The organism is Flavobacterium ranwuense (genome assembly GCF_004349315.1).
Taxonomy (GTDB): domain Bacteria; phylum Bacteroidota; class Bacteroidia; order Flavobacteriales; family Flavobacteriaceae; genus Flavobacterium; species Flavobacterium ranwuense.
The window spans coordinates 207991-228739 of record NZ_SMLH01000002.1 but is presented as its reverse complement, the minus strand read 5'-3'; the positions used below and the strand labels follow the sequence as shown (position 1 = coordinate 228739).

Sequence of the window (20749 nt, the reverse complement as noted above, 5' to 3'; positions counted from 1 at the left end):
TTTATATTGTAGAATTTTACAAGACTAAAAAAGCAACTTATGAAAATTTCTGAAAAAATTAAAAGTGTTATAGTAAATTTCATAAGTTGGCTCTTTATTTTGCTTTTTACTTATGCAGCGACCAACAAAGTACTTGATTTCGAAAATTTCAAACAGCAACTAGGACAGTCACCGCTGTTGAGTTCTTTTGCCGAACAAGTAGCATGGGCGGTTCCGTCAGCTGAATTTTTAATTGTCATCTTATTGGTTTTACCAAAGTTTAGGTATCCAGCCTTGGTATCATCTTTCGTGTTAATGCTAATGTTTACAGCTTACATCTATATTATTTTAAATCATAGCGTATTTGTTCCTTGTTCTTGTGGAGGTATTTTAGAAAAAATGAATTGGCACGAGCATTTGATTTTTAACATAGGATTTGTTTTCTTGGCACTGATTGGATTGTGGTTGCAACCAACACCATCTATCACTATAAAAAGGAAATTAATTGTGGTGTCCAGTTCTGCATTGACAGGTATTATTATAGTAATTGCTTTATTTTTAATCTCGGAAAATATCCATAGTTATCACAATAAATTTGTGCGGCGTTTATCAAGTGCCCCTGCAACCAAAATCAAGGACTATAACCTCAAATTAAGGTCGTACTATTTTGCTGGGGCAGATGGTGATCATGTTTACTTGGGAAATACAACCTCGCAGTTATTAATGACCGTTGTAGATACAGCGTTAAATAAAACAACGATACACAATATTACGCTTGACAAAATCGACCTGCCATTTCGTTCACTGACAATTAGAGTAAACGGCCCCTATTTTTATATTTATGACGGAACGGTTCCTTGCATATTTAGGGGTAAAATTTCGGACTGGAAGGCTAAGTTATACAAAAGTGGCTCTGAGTACTTTACCTATGCAGAAGCAATTGACTCAACCTCTTTGGCAGTTCGCGTTCAAAAACGGGGTAGTGGTGAAAGTATATTAGGTAAAGTTGACTTGCTCTCTACTAAAAAGACAGTGTTAAACCCTAATTTATTGCAAAAACAGATTGATGGCCTGTTCGATACTGATGGCTCATTAATGTATAGTAATGAAATTAACAGAATAATTTACTTGTATGCCTATCGCAATCAATTTATCGTCGTCGATCCTAAACTAAATTTAGATTATAGAGGTAATACAATAGACACGATCGCACATTCAAATATTGAATTGGTAGATTTAGAAAAACGTGGGGAGCGAAAATTTGCAAAAAAGCCGTTGCTAGTAAATAAAGATGCAGCTGTTTATGGTAATGTACTCTTTGTAAACAGTAATATCCCCGGTCGATATGAAAGCTTAGAAATGTGGAAACTAGCCAGTATTGTAGATAGCTATGATATCTCTTCAAATAGCTATCTCGAAAGCTTCTATGTCTACGATGTCGACAAACAAAAGTTACGTGATATAATAGTACATGGTGATAAGCTTTACACCCTAGTGGGAAATCACCTTATAAGCTACAAACTACAGCCCATAATTACAGCTAATTATAAAAAACAGAGTCGGTCGTAAACCCGACTAAGCAATCTATTGGCCAAATAGCAGGACAAGATCGAAAACCTGTAAAAAAGAGTAGATCAAAACTTTTAATTTTTACGATTATGAAAACTAAAATTTTTAAATTCGGTATGCCGGTAGCATTTGTTGCTCTCGGATTAGTTGGTGCTTTATCCTCAAATGCGATGGAAAAAAAGGCAACCGTACTTGCTAGTGAAACGGGTTATAAAAAGGTAATTGGTGCTGCCCAACCTTGTCAACCTGTAGAATCGTGTGATAACGTTCAAGGTCAGCTTTGTAAGTCAAGCATTGATAACTCGCAGTTGTATCGTCGCATAAGCGACAACCAATGTCCGACCATGTTGTTTAGAAGTAATCCTTAATTATTAAAGAAAAGCCGTCACAAAAAAAATGTGACGGCTTTTCAATTTAAGATTTTAAATATTTCGCAAACCAAGCCTCAATTCGTTTTGTGAGATCAGCCTGTTTCTCCTTGTCTATTATTGTGTGAGATTCCTCGGGATAAATAAGTAGAGTATGTTCTTTCTTCAACCTTCTCAAAGCAAAATAAAACTCGATGCTTTGAAAATAATGTACCTGTTTGTCTTCATCTCCTGTCCATGCCAATAAAGGTGTCGTTACATTTTGAGCCAGTAACACCGGTGAATTGTTGAGGTAACTTGACATATCTTCAAATAAAGACATTCCTATACGTTCCTGATCAATTTCATATCGATAAAAATCTGAAGTCGCATAATTACTGTTATAATAAAGATAACTTGATACCAAATCTGTAATAGCTGCCCCGGCGACTGCCGCGGCAAACCGATTTGTTTTCGTTATGATATAATCCGTTTCAAAGCCACCAAAAGAATGCCCTGTTAATCCAATTCTTGCAGGATCTATACTAAAGTTTAAAAGCACCGCATCAACTGCAGCCAATACACATTTTTTTGCTGATTCACCTGTTTGCCGCATTTCATAGACAATATCAGGCAACAGGATGAAATAACCTTTTGACGACAATACCGAAAAGTTAATCCCATTCTCGTTCAATAGCGTCGGGTTAACATACCGATGTAAACTACCTCCTTGTCTTTCATAAATGCTAACAATCATAGGATACTTGACCGTAGGATCAAAATCCGCAGGATAAATTAAAACACCCGATAAGGGTTTTCCATCTACAACATACGAAACCTTCTCAACCTTAGCCCACAAATAGTTGTGGTGCTGCAAATTGCTGCGATACAATTCTTTTGGTTTCCCCAGAGCATCGACGAACAGCAACTCAGGGGGCGCATCAAAATGCTGCGAGATAAAAGTAAAAGCGTTACTATTTTTCGCCTTTACCACACGGTCAGTTCTTTTGTATTCCCAAAAAATTGGACGCGCACCAGTTGTCCCATCGTATCTATAAAATCCACTATACCCTGTCGTAGCATTTTGGGCAGATAAAATCCACTGCGTTGAATTACTGATGGTAGCATTGGTCCGATCCATGTAATCGTACTTAGAGAGGAGCCTGCGTTGGGCAGTTGCAAAACGAAAAGTAGTTTTATTTTCACGTCCCTTAGTCAACCGTTTCTTTGTCTTTCCGTCATCGCTAATTATCCAAATATCAAACTGGTCATAAATGAAAAGTGAGTTGTCGTCTATGCTCCACCCTGCAATACCATATAAAGGAACTTGCCCCGCACGATCATAATTGATATCACGAACTGGAACGCCCAAATCTTGAGTAATATTTCGGTGTTCGTCCTTCTTGAAATCATACACCCACCAGTCACCATTTACTGAATAAGATAAGTAATTGCCCTTGGGAGAAAATGCCGGCGCCATCCCCGTCCCAGGATATCCTTTGAGCAATAATCGCTTTGTACCCGTTTGAACTGCAGTTACATAAATATCTCTCGATCCTATACCATCAAAATGTGGCTCAGATTCGAATTCATTCCAAGTCAACGCATATTCTGCGGTACGCCCAATTAGTGCAGAGGGCTCTTCCCTGTTGCTAATCTGCAAAAACCGACCCGATTCTACGAACCATACTGCGACTTTATCCTGTAATGTAAAGTCTCCATACATTTTTAAATTGGGATAGATTTGCTTGTCATTTCCATTCCATACTTGAACAACTTCGGCTGTATCTTCATTCGGCACATTTTCTTTCAACTTGAAAAAGATCCGATTTCCATCATTTGAAATAGTAATCGAACTAAAACCAGCACCTATGCTCATATCATTAGGAAAATTGGAACAGCTTTCCGGATCAAATGATAAAAGCTTCCCAGTATCTAACCGATAGGCATACAGCTTGCCTCTCAAGCCATTATTTTGAATAAAGGCAATAGTTTGGTTAAGCCAGCTCAGGTTTTTAATCGCGCCATCTGTTAAAACCGGTATCTCTTTTTTTATAAAATTGTCAAAGATTTCAAGTATTTCCACTTTCTCTTTTCCAGTAACGTAGGCAATTGCATCCTTGCGTATATTCCATATCCATTCGTTGATATTATCAGCATTAGCCACGGTTTGACCAAGCATGTTTTTTACAGTTAAGCGTTGGTTGCCACTTTGATCATCACTAATCAGTATTAAGTATTTACCATTGCCCGAAAATGAATAGCTGCTAATTTTCGGGAAGTAATTCACTTTTCCTGATGTTAAGTCTTGCAAAACCAATGTATCATTCTGCTTACACGCAAACCAATTTTCACCATTAAACTCCCCATTTGTACCATGAGGAAATGCGTATTTTTTTCTGCTTTTTGTTGCTATAGCAAATAGCGTATCAGCTCTATCGTATTGCAGGCTGTAACTTGCCCAACCTCCCTTATCAGAAATACTGTGCGATAGCATATCACTCCATAAATGATAATCTTCTTCCGGTACCGTTTTCTTTTGTAAAACCTGCCCTATTGAAGGGAAGCTCACTAGCAAAAAACAAGAAGCAACTAAGCGAAAGAAAAAAGAATGACGAAGTTTTTTCTTTCTCTGAACTATTCTAGTAACCATCATTTTGTGGGGCCAGATTTGGGTTTAACAACAATTCTTTTTGAGGTAGCGGAAGTAATCTATCTGTAGTATTCCAACCCAATTTCACAGGAGACAATGCAGTATCCAATAAGCCATTTCTTTTTAGGTCAAAGAAGCGGTGTCCAAATTCACAAAAAAGTTCCGTTTGGCGTTCCTTTAGCACGGCAGTGATAATTTCTGCACTAGTTGATGCTGGTGTATCCCCTAAACCTGCTGTATTCCTTATCTTATTCAAATCTTCTTTAGCGCCAATCAAATCACCTTGCTGCGCTCTGGCTTCAGCACGAATCAGATACTGCTCAGCAAGTCGGAGAACAATCGAGTATTCTACAGAACTCCCCGTGTTGGAAAACTCTTTATATTTATAAGCGTGAGTCCAACTATTAACACCCGTTGTAATCATTTTTGTCCAGTGCACTTTTCTTTGATCATTAGACTCAAACGCATTAAGAATGGTCGGTGAGAGTGATGATGAAGGTGGCGGTCCGCTAAAAAACACAAATGTTTTAGCTTCCTTTGTATTGTCTCCCATCATCGCGGGCATCAATTGCCAAATCGTAGTTGTACTTTCTTTGAGGAAAACTTTATCAAGATCATTCTCCCAAACATAAACGTCTGTTTGGTTCAGAACGGCAGAAGCAGCATTGGAAGCCTGATCCCATAAATGGAGATAAAGATTAACTCTCGACAGCATTGCATAAGCCGCATAACGGTTCGGCCTTACACGTTCTGAACTAATATACGATTCAGGCAAAAGTGCAATAGCCTGTTCAAGATCAGATTTAACTAAGAGTAGTGCATCATTTTCACCCATACGATGCGCAATGCGATTGGCTGCATAATTGGTAGTGCTAATATACGGCACACCACCAAAGGAATTTACCAAATAGAAATGAATCAACGCTCGTACAAAAAGAGCTTCTCCTTTCAATTGGTTACGGTCAGGTTCTGGCAGAGAAACAGAATGATCCACACCCTCAATCACAGCATTGGCAGCAAAAATTTGGCTATAGCTACTGTTCCATAATTGCGCTATTTCCGTTCCCGATGCTTGCAAAGCATTAGTACCGAAATTAAATGATAAACTACCTGGGTTATAATAAGAGGTAAGTTCATCACTGTAGAGCCCCAACTGGTTCGAAAACCCTGTAAATAGGCCTGTAAATAGTCCATTATCGCGCATTTTTGTGTAAATATCAGTCATCGCGGCATTAGCGGTAAGACGGTCTTCAAAAACAGCATCAGCAGTAAGTTGTGAATCTGGAAGGTCAACTTCTGTGAAGCTATCGCAGCTTGTAAACAGTATAGCAATACTTAGAATCAAAATAGATAACATTGCTTTCTTTGATAGTATATTTTTCATGGCTTCAGTTAAAAAGTGATTTGTAATGTAGAAGTATAAACGCGTAAAGGAGGCATGAAACCTGCAGTCTTAAATTCAGGATCCCCTCCCTTATAAGAAGTGAGGACAAGTACATTTTGCCCCTGCACGCTCAGCTTGCAACTAAAGGATTTTGTCCATTGTTTCGGCAAATCATAGGTCAGTGAAATATTCTTCAGCCTGATGTAAGAAGCATCCGTTATAACCGCATCACTTTGGGAGTAAAGGGTGTTTGCACGCTGAGCAGTAGGATTGATTCCTGTACTATAAAGCTGATTAGGACCACTATCTCCCCGATTTTGCCAGTGTGACACAAATGATGCTGGCTGGTTCGACATGGTTCCCGGCAAAAGGGTTCCAAATGCTTCAGTATAGTTTTCCTGCTTAACAAACTGAAACAAAAAGTCCAGTTGCACCGCTCCGTACTTCAACTGGTTTTGCAATCCCCCATAAAACTTCGGATTCAGTTCTTTTACAAACCCCCTGTCATCATTAGCCGATAGTAGGCCATCACCGTTTAAGTCCTCAAACTGATAAGTACCAGTCTGCGGGTCAAGACCAATATAATGGAATACCTTAACAATATTCAAAGGTTGACCAATGACAAATTGAGATTGGTAAGACGAACCTTTCAGATCCGGAAAAGAGAGCAGTTTATTCCTAGCACTAGTAAAATTGAAATTCGTTGTCCAACTCAATTTATCTCCTTGTAGGTTCAATGTACGTAAGGTCAATTCATAACCACTATTTTGTACTTCTGCTTCAAGATTTGCCTGTATCGAGTTAAATCCGGTAGTTCCTGGTAAAGGCACACCTAGTAATTGACTGCTCGAACGATTTCGGTACCAAGCCGCAGTCAAAAAAACACGGTCTTTCAAAAATCCTGTTTCTAGTGCTACTTCAAGTTTCCTGTTGGTTTCCCATCCAAAGTCCTTATTGAATAATCTTGTCGGTTGTAAACCGCTTATGCCTTCATAATTGCTACCAGATGTACTGTAGGTATCAAGATACTGATAGTCTCCTATCTGATCATTTCCAGTGGTACCGTAACTGGCTCGTAGCTTTCCAAAACTGAGGAATTCTGCATGTTTTTTTATAAATGGTTCGTCACCAAAAAGCCATGATGCCCCAATAGCCCCAAAGCTTGCAAACCGGTTAGCAATCCCAAACCGGCTTGATCCATCCCTCCGACCCGTCATGTTGATGATATAGCGGCCTTTCCAATTGACATTTGCCCTGCCGAAAAAAGCCTGATATTTGTACACCGTTGCATCACTGTTCATAATAGAGAATAGAGATGCCGATGCCGGATTTTCAAGGAGACCATTGCTTGAAAATCCATAGCCCATATGCACAACTTGGTTCGACATCTGCTGTTGAAAAGTGCTACCGGCAAGCAGATCTATCTTGACTTGCCCTGCTGTCAACTGGTAGTTAGCCTGCGGCTCAATAATCCACGAATTACGGCTGGTATTGTTCTCAAAAACCAACGATGAGGAACTGTCTAAACCATATGCGGGGTTATACATCGTTGAAGGCAACAGATTTAATTCTTTGTAACGCAAATCGCTATAACCAAAACTCGATTTGAGTTCGAATCCCTTAAACAGACTGTAGGAAAGCAGGGAGTTAGCAATAAGGTCATTAGTTCTCCCTTTAAAATCCGTCGCAAGTAATTGCAGCGGGTTTTCAAAAGTACCGTTTTCCCAATTCAAATTCCCTAAGGCATCATAAAGCGAAGGCGCGTTGGGTGCTAAGCTTAGAGCTGTTCCCGTAAAGTCAGCTGTCGGCATAGTATTGTTTTGTACCACATAACCCGTCGTAAAATTAATCCTGAACCGTTGGTCTTCCGACTCATGATTAAGATTCAGGTGAACATTGCCTTTTTCGTACTTATAGTCACCCGGAAACACAGTAGTCTCTTTATTATAAGTACCATTTAATACAAATTGCGTTTGCTTTGAACCGCCTGACAATGAGGTTTGCATGGTATTAATACTGGAGTTTCCTCCCAATAATTCTTTTTGCCAGTTCGTATATCGGTTTTGATCCCATGTTCCGTTAATGTCATAGGCATTAGCCGGATAATCCGTAACGCCATCATTGGCATACGCTTCACGCCTCATTGCAAGATACTCCGCGGTATTCATTAGCTTCATAAAGCGGGTGACATGGCCTGAACCACTAGAGACACTACCCGTGAATTTAGTTTTGCCTGCTTTTCCTCTTTTGGTGCTGATAAGCACAACACCATTGGCACCGCGCGACCCGTAAATAGCGGTTGCATCGGCATCTTTCAATACTTCTATACTTTCTATATCCCCAGGATTAATGCTATTTAACGGACTCGTTCTTCGTGGCAAATGTACCGACGTAAAAAGGCTTCCAATGGGTTCAGAAGCATAAGGCACACCATCCACGATATACATGGGGCTATTACCATCAAACCGCAGGCTGTTTTGTCCCCGTATCTGGATATCAAATCCCCCACCTGGCATTCCCGTTGTCTGGGTAATATTAACCCCAGCCATCCTTCCCTGCATCGTAGCAAGCACATTTGTTACTGGTTGTTTTTCAATATCCTTAGCTGTAATACGGGCAATACTTCCGGTGCGCTCCTTTTCTTTGACAGAATAATAACCCGCATTGATGTGAACTTCCTGTAGTTGGGTAGCATCTTCTTGTAATTGTACGTTTAGTATTTTACGTCCGTCTATAGGTTCTGTAACGGTTACAAATCCCATAAAACTAAAGACTACTATATCGTCTGCTGATGCAGTTAGCGTATAGTTCCCGTTAAAGTCCGAAATAGTTCCAGCTGTAGCTTTTCCTTTTACGGAAATGGTCACACCGGCTAAAGGGTTTGTACCATTAGTGATAGTACCACTGACTTGCACTTGCTGTTGAGGTATAATTTTTTTTGTTACCGTCGCAAAAGCGGAAGGGTTGATTGTTGCGGCATGGGCAGGAAAATCGCTTAAGCAAATTCCTAAAAGCAAAGGAATCGCCGGCCATCCCTTGTAAAATGAAAATATATTCATAATTTTGGTTTAGTTAAATGAAACGTTAGTTTTGTTAGCATTGGTCCTCTATGCAGTTGTCCAGACGGTTGGAGGGCCTTTTTTGTCATTGCGAAGAGTTGCGAGGCACTAAGCAAAGCACTCGAGCGAAGCGTTGCCTCTGTCATTGCGAGGCACGATGCAATCTCAATATTATTATTCTATCATAGGCATACTTTTTAATTAGATTTATATTCGATGTTATTGTCTCTATATTCTACGTTCTAAATTCTTTAACCCAATTCAAAATTTAAAATAATTAATGACCTCTATACTTCTGACAATATGACTTGTAACATCAGTTCAGTTCACGCTATTATAACCATAAAACCACATGAACATCGTTGCTATAAAAAGTATAATTATTCCTATTTGTATTTGTTTGTAGTATTTCATAGTAAAAATTTAGATGTTGTAAATCCAGTTGTATTGCTAGGGTAATTTGGTGTAAGAATTATATAAAGGAAGATTGATTTTTTGCATTATTGCCATCACTCTTCATCACAATTCAAAATTTAAAACAATAATAACTTCTTTGCTCCTTTATCTGAATCAAAAAAAGAACCTGCACTGAAACACTAACTCAAAATAAAGAAACAGCACAGGCATTAAATAAATAGTATTTTTTTTTATTTCATAGTTATGGTTTTTTTAGCGCTTAAAACTGCTGCGAGACTATGAAAAAGGATGAAGCGGTGCTGAGAAAATTAAGCTTAAGTAGTGCCTATTGAAAATAAAAAAGGCATGGAACTCAGCATAAACGTCTCTGGTACTTGGCATACCTACCACGAATAAGTGAGCCCACGCCTATAGACGTGAGCATCTTACTTATCATCTCGTGGTTTTAAACTGCCAAGTTTCGAGCCGAGATTCAAAGCGAATGCTTCAAATATTTTATATGAAGAGTCGCAAAAATACATTACATATTCGTAATGATAAAACAAATATAACAAAATACTTTGAAACGCGCACTAAAGTACGCACTATTTTTTATTGATTGACTTTTCTTTGTTATTAATGACAGAGACTAGCAACATTATTTGTAACTATATTTTCAGTAACTGGATTCAACCTTATAAATCTCAGAGGTCATTTGCATTGGATCATAATATTGAAGAAAGCATCGTTAGAAAAATTAAAAACACTTCGCTTAATATCGAAGGATCAAATTATAATATTCCTGTTAATACTCTTAAAAAAATTTGCGAATCAAGAAATATCAAGTTGTCGGAATTTTTTAAATTATTAGAATTATAGAAAATAATAAGATTATATAAAAACGATGCTCAGAGAGGCATCTTTTTTATTTTTTAAAACTCCCAAATTGCATATTGAATTTTCCAAATTGCATATCGTATTAAAAATAAAAACACATATTTTGAACTTAATTAAAGATTCAAAATATGAAATGGCACGAAATTATAGGAGTGATTGTGATATGGATTTTAGGTCTTTATATGAGAGGGAAGTTTTATGAGTCCATGAGGAATAGGTATTATAATGATAGTTGGAAGGATAGACAAAAGAAATGAAAAAAATGCCGTTGTAGAATTAGCTTTCTATTGTATATTCAATTTAAGTCAAAATATCACTAAATGTGGGTATTGTAACAATAGTTAAAAAAGACTTTATTTACGAACTAGAATATATAGCTTCAGATATGGTAAAACTTTAAAAAAAGCGTTACTTGTTGATGTTCTATGCAAATTGCCAATAATCTAAAAAAAAAAATAGTGAATCCAATTTACCTAGACACACATATACATACTTCTGAAAATCCGAATGAGGTCAATAATGATTACGATGTTGAACTGTTGGTTAAAAAAATCCACGAGTTCAATGGCAATTCAGATTTTTTAATCTCTCTTACTGACCATAATATGGTCAACAAAAATGCTTATCAAAAAGCAAGTGCTTTAAATCTTAATATAATTCTTGGTGTCGAACTTCACATCAGGAATTATGATGGTTGTCCAGCATATCATTGTCACATTTATTTTGACATCAAAGTTATTACAGACGAAATTTTAGATGATGTAAACAAAAAACTTGACGAATTATATCCTGACAAGATTGTGCAGAAGATTGACCCTAAAATTCCGTCTATTCAAGACATTATTAACAAGTTCGATTCTTATGAATTTATGCTTCTTCCTCACGGAGGACAATCACACGCCACGTTTAACACTTCAATTCCAAGAGATACACGACTTGATGGAACACTAGAAAGAAATGTTTACTATAATCACTTTGAAGGCTTTACTGCAAGAGGAGACAATGGTCTTGAAAAAACTCAAGAATATTTTAAGAAATTAGGAATTAACGAATTTGTTAATCTAATTACTTGTAGTGATAATTACACACCAATTACTTACCCAAATGGAAAAGACAAAAATCCGTTTAATCCTACTTGGATGTTGGCAGAACCAACATTTAACGGTTTAAGGCTTTCTTTATCCGAACAATCAAGACTTATCTATTCTCAAACTAAACCTAAATACTATTCAGAAAATATACAGTCCGTTTCTCATAAAAAAGATAATATTGAAATAGACATTGAATTGACGTCAGGTCTAAATGTAATAATTGGCGGTTCTTCAAGTGGTAAAACTCTTCTTGTTGATTCTATTGTCAAATGTCTAAATAAAAAAACGGAAGAATCTATTTACAATCAATACAATATTGACCAAATTACGATTGTAAACCCCTCAGGAATGATGCCTCATTATCTTTCTCAAAATTATATAATGGGTGTTGTTAATAATATCAGTAAGGACAAAATCGAAAATATTGATATTATTAAAAGAGTTTTCCCCGGAGATGATGAAATAAAATTAAATATCAATAATGGTTTAAGAGAATTTAAAAAGAATATCGAAGAACTAATTAGATGTGTCAAAATTTTGGAAGAAGAAAGCCAAACTCTATTAACTATTCCAATCCTTTCAAGATTATTAACAAGATCTAATTTAGAAACTAATATTTACGATAATTTACAACCAACAGAAGTCGAAAATGAAAAACTACGTTTTTCAAAAGGAACTTATGACAATTATATTTTATCTCTGAATTCTTTGGAAACATTTTTATCTAATTATCCATTTATCAATCACGATTCTAGTTTAACAGAGAATTTAAAAAGTGAATTAGATGATCTTTTAGAGATTTCAAACAGAGAGAAAAAAGTAAGACAATTATTAGAGCAAAATCAAGAGTCGTACAATCAAGCACTAAAACATTCAAATTCAGAAGAACAAACAAAAAGACAAAATTTCAATAAACTTCTTGAGACATTAAAGAAATATGTCCGAGCATATAGACAGTTTCATAGAACTATCAACTCAATATCAAGTTATACATTAAACTTTGATTCAGAAGAAATTGAATCAATGGGTCATAAATTATTCATTGAGAATGATTTTGTGTTGAATACCACAAAATTTGTTGAAGTTGTAAATTACTATCTAAAAATCAAAATTCCAGATTTTGATAGTATTACACCAGAATTGCTTTTTGAAACTAATTTCAAAAAGCAACAACCCAAAGTTCACGATTATGACGATTTTGAAAGCAAAATCTATAATAGCTTCGAAGAATTAAATAAGAAAAAATATAAAATTATTACCAATGATGGACGCGAATTTGAAAGATTAAGTCCCGGATGGAAAACATCTGTTATTTTAGACATAATACTAGGCTATGATAAAGATAGTGCACCAATAATAATTGACCAACCTGAAGATAATTTAGCTACCGATTATATTAACAAAGGTTTGGTTAATGCGATAAAGAAAATAAAAAGCAAAAAGCAAATAATTTTGGTATCCCACAATGCGACTATTCCAATGCTCGCAGATGCTCAAAACATCATTCTGTGCAAAAATGAAAACAACAAACTTATAATCAAGTCAGGTTCTTTAGAGGGAGAAATAGATGGAACTAGTGTTGTTGACTTAATTGCTTCAATTACGGACGGAGGGAAATCTTCAATCAAAAAAAGAGTCAAGAAATATAATCTCAAAAAATTTACGGAATAATGAAATTACTATTTACTAAAGAAGATAACAACGATATAACCTTGAAAATACAGCAGGGAACTGTACCAGTTGAGTTCACTTATACTGAAATGATAAAACAGTTGTTAGAAAACAACACAATTGACGATACGGATTTTGGGAATCTATCGGATGACGAAAAAGAAAATTTAGAAGAAATACTAGGTAAGATTTCTGAAATTTTTAATAAAGACGAAGAAGATGGAGAGGAAACTGATCACGAAACGAAATAAAGACGACTGGCAACAATGTATATAAAAAACAGCGAAGTAGTAATAAAATAAAGACTTTTGACTCGTATCAAACTTTGTGCTTAACCAAAAGTTTAGTGCTCCGTAATCGCCTACTTTTCATATACTAACCGTTGTAAAACATTTAAAAAAACCTTACCGATAAATGAATATTAACGAAAACATCCTTATCGAACTAGAAGATGAATTGACAAAGGAAATTCGTTCAAAACAAGATTATATTCTCGAAAAATTAAGGGTCAGATTAAATCAAGAAAGTTATAGTTTTCAAAGATTTAACGGATTATTTGGAGGCAAAAATAATATTTATGTTGATAGTGTAAGAACGCAATTTTCAGATTTCAATGATTTCTATTCCCAATGGTTGAAAGGTTTAATTGACCAATATGAAAAAAGAAAAATTTGGGGATTACAACCAAACCATAATGCCCTATTATTAAAAGATAATGATGTAGAATTATTTGTCCGTCTATTCTTGGAACGAAATTTTTACAGAAACCTAAAAGCTAGAACTAGACTAAAACCCAATGAACAACTATGGTCTATTTGGTTTGGTTACAAAGTGGTTTTCGGGCTATTAATTGCACCAAATTTTGAAGAAAGTCAATGGGTAATTGATAAAAGCGAGATTAGAAGAGCTAATTATGAATATTGGACAATTGGTCACATTTTTAAAGTAGGATTAATTGATAATGATTCAAGTAAAACATTAAATATTAAAAATCTTGAGCAATTTGAGAGTATTTACCTTTCAATCCTAAAAAAGCTATCAAGTTCAAATTATGAAAAAGAAATTTATGACAGATATGTTAAATATCTCCATAACTCAGAAGATATAGAGAGCGAGCCATTCCTTATTCCTGAAGTAAGATATTTAGGATTAGAACATAGACACAAATACAGACTTGATTTTACGGTTCTGAATCCTCATACATATCAATACACTGGATTTGAAATAAGTCCGTCTTCATCACATATGAATGTTAGTGGTTACAAAGAAAAACAAAAAGAAGTTAACAAAGAATTAAGTGAGAAATGGCATAAAGAAATGACGAAAAGAAATGATTACTTCGAGAGCTTTGAAATTACAACAGTTACATTCACAGAGCAAATGTTGGAGGATTTTGATTCCTGTTGGAACATAATTAAAGAAAAATTAGAAGCAAGGTCTGAAGAAAAAACAAGCGTTTTAGACCAAATGAAAAGAATAAGCAGAATATAAAACGTTTTACAATAGCCATGTGAGCTAGCTGGAGTTTAGTGAAATTATAATTTCGCATCAAGTTTTCGTTACGCCGAAAATTGAGTGGTTACAAACTTCCAGCCATCTCAAAGTGGCATAACGTAGTACACCAGCTAAAAAAAACTATGCATCAAATAATATACCCGCTCGACGACATGTTCATCTACTGTTAAAGTAACATATTATGTTATTTAGTAATATATTTTATTACTTTTGTATAGAAGAAGAAACCACCAGAACCTGAGAAAAGGTCTAGTGGTTTAAAAAAGAATTACTTCTTACAAGCAAGAACAAGTTTTCGTAATTCCTTGACAAGGTGTGTAACCTGTGATACAATCAAAGACCCACAAATTAAATATAGTATTTTCATATGACCGAAAATAAGGATTGAACAAATCCACTTAAAACCAAAAGTTGGAGCTTTTGGTTTTTTTATGTGTGCTAATGATGTTCATTAGTGTTACAAATATAAACCATAATGAAGAAAATATGAAATGTTCCCCATAATGCTAAAAACGATGCATTATTTACAATAAAATGCGCAATAACCACCCCATTAACACCAAAAAGCGACTGTTTATGTGTAATTTTTCACTTCTAACATTTTAGAATTTTTATCAACACAGTTGTTAACATGTCTATTAGAATTCAGATAGTAATGTAATTACTTCATTGTAGCAATTTCATTATATATTAAGCTATAAATCCTACTCTTCGATGTCTCTCAACCTCGAACCAGTATCTTTTATCTCAACCCGAAAATTAGAGGTTCAAAACTGACAATTTAGCTACGAAACAGAATTACTGTAGTCATGCGGATGCAAAATCTTCAACAAACAATTAAAAAATATAGAATAAACTATGCTATTAAATAGTAATCAACTTATACGAAGTACTCCTACCGCTTCCTTCTTGTTCAATAATACCTTTACCCATTAAATCTTGAATATCTCTAAGAGAAGTATCAGTAGAAACTTTAGTGATTTTGGCATATTTAGAAACAGTAAGCTTGCCAAAAAAATCATCAAGAAGCAGTTCAAGCATTTTTTGTTGACGGGAATTAAAGTTGGTAGTACGGTGAGTTTCCCAGAATTGAGTACGCTTTAAGATTGCAGCAATAGTTTCATCGGTCTGTGCCATAGAACGCAACAAACAATCAAGAAACCATTCCAACCAGTCAGTAATATCTAAATCACCTTTTTGTGTACTTTCCAATATAGCATAATACGTATCACGTTCAGCTTGGATTTGAGCGGACATCGAATGAAATCGTTGTTTACTTTGGTCGGCGCGAGCCAGTTGCATATCAGTTATAGCTCTTGTGATGCGTCCGTTACCGTCTTCAAATGGATGTATGGTAACAAACCACAAATGGGCAAAAGCGGCCTTCAATACAGGATCAATATCTTGATTTGAATTAAACCAATCTAAAAAAACATTCATTTCTGTAGGTACTTTATCCGCGCTTGGTGCTTCAAAATGTATAGTTTCTTTTCCCATTGGACCAGAAGTAACCTGCATGGCATCGTCTCGCCAAGCTGCAGTTTTTATTTTATACATTCCACTTCGCCCGGTCGGAAAAAGAGCAGCATGCCATCCAAACAAACGATCATCACTTAAAGGTTCTTCATATCGTTGTGTAGCGTCCAATAGCATTTCTACAACACCTTCAACATTGCGTTCCGCAGGAACAGCACCGGCTATTTCAATACCTAAACGCCTTGCAATTGAAGAACGAACCTGTTCTGGATTCAATTGTTCTCCTTCAATTTCGCTCGACTTTAGTACATCCAAAGTCAATGTTTTAAGCACAGTTTCCTCTTGCAATCGAAATCCAAGTCCTTGCATCATTCCAAGTATTTTGCCTTGCCTATGTCTAACGTTTCCTAGCAGGGGCGTAATTACATCTGCATCCCAAGTGAATTTTGGCCAATCATTTTTTTGATGAATATACATATTTACCGCATTTTTGCGGTAAATATAAAACTTATTTACCGCAAATAAAAAAAAATGCGGTGATTATTTCTATTTATCACCGCATTTTTGCGGTAAATATAAAATACAATCACCGCATTAGTACAAAAAACAAAGTATGCAATTCGGGAATTTCACTATTCAATTCGGGAATCGCACACTACTCCATTTGCAACGGTAGCAAGCATCAAATAGATTTACAGCCCAATTCAATTACCAAATAAGTCAATTTGTAAATCTTAAACCGCTTCAATGAAATTATTTTCTGAATCCTTGATGTCTCAATTAGAACAGCAATTAAAAGTAATCCATCTGCAAACAGAAAATCCAATTCAATCGGCTGAATTGGCAATTAAAAGTAGCGTTACTGCCTTAGAGAGACTAAAATCCTCTTTCATAAAATACAAATCGTTGAACAAGAAAGAAGAAATAGAATTCTTTCGCGATATCAAACCAAAGTTTGCGGCTAAACTGATTTACTATAGCGAAATCTATACTATAGAAACCAACAAGCCATTGGGTTCCCATAAAACAATAGCTAAATATTATAACTCTGAACTTCTTAAATTAAAAGTTTTCTTCAAACAAAACCAGGAATTTTATCGTTACTGTCGCACGGCTAACAACTGTCTCGATAGCAAATATTATATACGCGAAAAATACGACCTTAAATTAATGATGGACAGTGTTTATTTTCAAATAGACCATCGATTCGCGACCTCTCACGACTATAAGATGGCTCGCATAATAGCGAACGATGAAATAAAAAATTTTCTGGTGGAGCAAATGGAAAAACTAGAAAGAAAGGCAATAATCACACAATCGCCTTCTCCACTCTCTAAAAGCCTGAAATGGACTGGATCAAAAGTAGATCTGATAGAATTGATTTATGCACTGCATTCAGAAGGCGTTTTTAATAATGGAGCCACAGGGCTCAAAGAAGTCATAACCTTTTTCGAGTCTTCTTTAGAAATCGAATTAGGCCAATTCAACAGGGTTTTTCTGGAAATTCGCAACAGGAAATCCGATAGGACAAAATTTATGAATACACTCAAAAACAAACTCATAATCCGCATGGATGATGCAGATGAGAATTAAATTTGGGCTTTTAAATCCGCCCTTAAATTAAAAACATCAAAAAACAACGAAAAACGGAATGGCAGTTCTCCGCAAGCTGAGCCTGAAAGGCGAACGACCAGGGGCGCGGAATGGAATTTTGAGGTAGTTTTTACGTTTTGAATTTTCAGGCAGTGAAATCGAAGATTATTTCATCCGTTCGCCTTTCAGGCTCGGGTCATGAATACCAAAAAAAAATAATAAACCATGAATATTTTCTTGTTACTTTATTCATCAAGGAAAAAAGTAAAAACTATAATCAGAGACCATTAGTTATTGAAAATACAAATCAACGATCCTGCGAACACCATTTAAAATAAAAATCTGACAAACTAAAAAAAGGCTGCCCATCTGGACAGCCGTATCAAACTAATTATTTAGAAATAAAATTTCTATTACAAATCAACAGCTAGTACTTTTTTGATGAACTAACTTCTCTAAAAAGAATAGTCCAATCAGGATCTTTATTCTTTGGAGGTGTTATTGACTCCTCATAAGTTTCATACCGAACAACAGATGAATTCGTTAAAACAACCTCTTTATCATTTTCCGTAAACGTCTCATTTATCAAAACACTCGCTTCATAAGCAACTATAAAATCATATAGAACTTCATATCGTTCTTCCGTTTTTGAAAGAAGCAGCAAGGAATTAATAAACCGACTAAAACTTAATTTGGCTTCTACTGATAAATCCTCATTAGCAACTAATTCAGACAGACTATCCAAAAGAATAGGCGATACTTTGCCTGATGATAAAGAATTGGTATCACTACTCTTCACGCTGCTAATTATACTACCTTTTTGTAGATTTTGAAGAATGACATAAGACTTTTGCTTATTAAGTCTTCTTCCTGCCTCATCATAAGGATTGGCACTATTAGCAGGAATGATACGACTACTTATTGATTTGTATTTAGTGTAGTGCGTTCTCTTTTCAAAACTATTGGGTACATTGTCAATAGTTGATTCAGAATCAGTACTACAAGACTGCAGAATAAGCGAAATGGAATAGCACATTAAAATGGCTAGGAATAAAAATACTTTTTTCATTTTTGTAAATGTTTTAAATGTTACTGATTACTTTTTTCATCAGTTCTTTTCACCCGGGGTAATGGGAACAGTGGCGATTTTGCTCATAACAAAACCATTCGAATTCAGGGCAAAACTAAATGTGTAGTCCGTAACACACAACGCAACTGCTGTTCAATTCGGGAATTTAATAGGTGTAATTCCTGAATTGACAACAGTCAATTCAGGAACAATTAGTACATAACCAACAACTTAACATTCAAAAAATACATTTAGGGTCTCTCAGGGTAATTATCTTAATTATTGAAGTTTTTTAGCTACATTTATTCCTGATAAATAGAGACCCAACTCCTTTATTTTGTTTTTAAAACGCTATAATCCCCATTTTAGAACATGAAAAAAAACTACTTAATCTTACTTTTACTTTGTTTTTTTATCAGCTTAAACGCTCAAAAAAAGTTTATAATTCCAGATAGTCTCTCAAATAAAGACTGTAACTACTTCAATGAAAAAATAAATTATAAGGAAAGTGATAGTTTAAAAGAACGCTTATATGCACAGTCTTGGTTAGCTAAAGCCAAATCCGAAAGAAACGATAAGCAAATGGCTCTCGCCTATAAATCCTTAATATATAAATTCGATAAAAAACTCCGACACCTATATGCTGACAGTTTGGTTATTGCTGCTAAAAGAACAAACAGTGCTGAATTGATTGGATCCGCTTATATGACAAAAGGAATAGTATATTATGATGATAAAAAGATGATGAAAGCACTGGACAATTACCTCATTGCCGAGGACTATATTTCCAAGACAAATGACGAATATCTTATTTACAAATTAAAATACTGTAAAGCGCTAACTAAATATTATCTTGGATTTTATCACGAAGCAATAAGTTTATTCAAAGAGTGCGTTACTTATTTTAAAGAGCAAAATGATCACGCCTATGTCAATTCATTATATTCATTAGGCCAATGTTACAGCAGAGTTAATAAATACCAATTAAGCAGTCAAATAAATCAAATAGGAATAAAAGCGGCAATTCAATTTGAAATTCTTAGAATGAAATCGTACTTTCTATTTTCTGAAGGTATAAACCACTCTTTTAAACACAACTATGTCGATGCCATAAAAAAATTATCGTTGGCATTACCGGATATTAAGAGTAATAAAGATTTTGCCAATGAAACTCTCGCTTATTTTTATATCGGTAAAAATTATTGGTCTCAAAATCAAAAAGAAAAAGCCGTAGTCTATTTCAAAAAAGTAGATATAATTTTCCAACAGCAAAACTATATAAGTCCGGAATTAAGGGAGGCTTATGAACTGCTAATTGATTATTCTCTAATTAAAAATGATAAAAAATCACATTTACTTTACGTCGATCAACTCTTAAAAATCGATCAATTATTAGAACACAATTACAAATACCTTTCAGGAAAAATAACTAAAGTATACGATACTGAAAAACTACTGCAAACGCAACGTAATTTAGAAAACTCCAATAATTCCATAACTAATATTGCCATTAGTACCACAGCAGTCTTGATGTCAATAATTTCATTCCTTGTTTACAGACATTTTAGATCTAAAAAATTATTTCAAGAGCTGATGAACCGCCAACCGGAAACATCGAAATTATTTGTAGCAAACGGAAGTAAGGAACTCGATATCAATCCTCAAATAGTTGCTGCAATCCTAAAAAAATTGGAAAAATTCGAAATCAGTAAAAAGTATCTCGAAAAAGAGATGAATTTATTGAAATTGGCTTCTTTATTGAATACAAATACCAAATATGCTTCAAAAATAATTGCAAAATACCGTAACAAAGGAATTATTGAATATATCACTGATCTTAAGATTGATCATATCATAGAATTGCTTAAAAGTGAGAATAAATACCGTATTTACAAAAACAAATCTCTAGCAGACGAAGCTGGATTTGGTTCTACTCAAAACTTCACAAGAGCATTTAAATCCCGTACAGGAATATCCCCTAGCTACTTCTGTACGGAATTAAACAAATCAATAGCAGTAAACAATTAAAAATATTTTTTTGGTATGATTT

At 35.1% G+C, this 20749-nt stretch carries 12 protein-coding genes; 7 read left to right on the top strand and 5 right to left on the bottom strand.

The window, feature by feature from the left end:
• Nucleotides 1-39: 39 nt before the first annotated feature.
• Complete coding sequence (locus E0I61_RS05545) at nt 40-1548, top strand: MauE/DoxX family redox-associated membrane protein (RefSeq protein WP_126515672.1); 1509 nt, start codon at nt 40-42, stop codon at nt 1546-1548.
• 116 nt (nt 1549-1664) lie between these two features.
• Complete coding sequence (locus E0I61_RS05540; protein ID WP_126564146.1) at nt 1665-1916, top strand: hypothetical protein; 252 nt, start codon at nt 1665-1667, stop codon at nt 1914-1916.
• A gap of 46 nt (nt 1917-1962) precedes the next feature.
• Here the strand turns inward: E0I61_RS05540 and E0I61_RS05535 are convergent, their stop codons facing one another.
• Genes E0I61_RS05535 through E0I61_RS05525 form a run of 3 tightly spaced genes read right to left on the bottom strand, consistent with a single transcriptional unit; the run spans nt 1963 to nt 8991 of the window.
• Nucleotides 1963-4551, bottom strand: a complete 2589-nt coding sequence (locus tag E0I61_RS05535) for a S9 family peptidase (protein WP_132069978.1) — start codon at nt 4549-4551, stop codon at nt 1963-1965.
• On the bottom strand, nt 4538-5932 hold the full coding sequence (locus E0I61_RS05530; RefSeq protein WP_132069976.1) for a RagB/SusD family nutrient uptake outer membrane protein: 1395 nt from the start codon (nt 5930-5932) through the stop codon (nt 4538-4540). The genes E0I61_RS05535 and E0I61_RS05530 overlap by 14 nt, the downstream gene beginning before the upstream one ends.
• Nucleotides 5933-5940: 8 nt before the next feature.
• Nucleotides 5941-8991, bottom strand: a complete 3051-nt coding sequence (locus tag E0I61_RS05525) for a SusC/RagA family TonB-linked outer membrane protein (RefSeq protein ID WP_132069974.1) — start codon at nt 8989-8991, stop codon at nt 5941-5943.
• A 1751-nt stretch (nt 8992-10742) separates the two neighbouring features.
• Here E0I61_RS05525 and E0I61_RS05515 point away from each other — a divergent pair.
• The 3 genes from E0I61_RS05515 to E0I61_RS05505 all read left to right on the top strand — a co-directional run bounded on the left by E0I61_RS05515 (nt 10743) and on the right by E0I61_RS05505 (nt 14537).
• Entirely contained in the window at nt 10743-13046 is a 2304-nt protein-coding gene (locus tag E0I61_RS05515; protein ID WP_132069972.1) for an ATPase, read from the top strand.
• On the top strand, nt 13046-13297 hold the full coding sequence (locus tag E0I61_RS05510) for a hypothetical protein (protein ID WP_132069970.1): 252 nt from the start codon (nt 13046-13048) through the stop codon (nt 13295-13297). Before E0I61_RS05515 ends, E0I61_RS05510 begins: the two co-directional genes overlap by 1 nt.
• Nucleotides 13298-13460: 163 nt before the next feature.
• Complete coding sequence (locus E0I61_RS05505) at nt 13461-14537, top strand: topoisomerase II (RefSeq protein WP_132069968.1); 1077 nt, start codon at nt 13461-13463, stop codon at nt 14535-14537.
• An 888-nt stretch (nt 14538-15425) separates the two neighbouring features.
• Here E0I61_RS05505 and E0I61_RS05500 read toward each other — a convergent pair.
• Complete coding sequence (locus E0I61_RS05500) at nt 15426-16514, bottom strand: Fic family protein (protein ID WP_132069966.1); 1089 nt, start codon at nt 16512-16514, stop codon at nt 15426-15428.
• 270 nt (nt 16515-16784) lie between these two features.
• Here E0I61_RS05500 and E0I61_RS05495 point away from each other — a divergent pair, with 270 nt between their 5' ends.
• Nucleotides 16785-17630, top strand: a complete 846-nt coding sequence (locus tag E0I61_RS05495; RefSeq protein WP_132069964.1) for an RteC domain-containing protein — start codon at nt 16785-16787, stop codon at nt 17628-17630.
• 427 nt (nt 17631-18057) lie between these two features.
• Here E0I61_RS05495 and E0I61_RS05490 read toward each other — a convergent pair whose 3' ends face one another.
• Nucleotides 18058-18666 carry a hypothetical protein gene (locus tag E0I61_RS05490; RefSeq protein ID WP_132069962.1) on the bottom strand — a complete coding sequence of 203 codons (609 nt, stop codon included), beginning with the start codon at nt 18664-18666 and terminating at the stop codon, nt 18058-18060.
• A gap of 405 nt (nt 18667-19071) precedes the next feature.
• Here E0I61_RS05490 and E0I61_RS05485 point away from each other — a divergent pair, with 405 nt between their 5' ends.
• Nucleotides 19072-20727 (top strand): AraC family transcriptional regulator, encoded by a 1656-nt coding sequence (locus E0I61_RS05485; protein WP_132069960.1) that lies wholly within the window; start codon nt 19072-19074, stop codon nt 20725-20727.
• Nucleotides 20728-20749 lie beyond the last annotated feature (22 nt).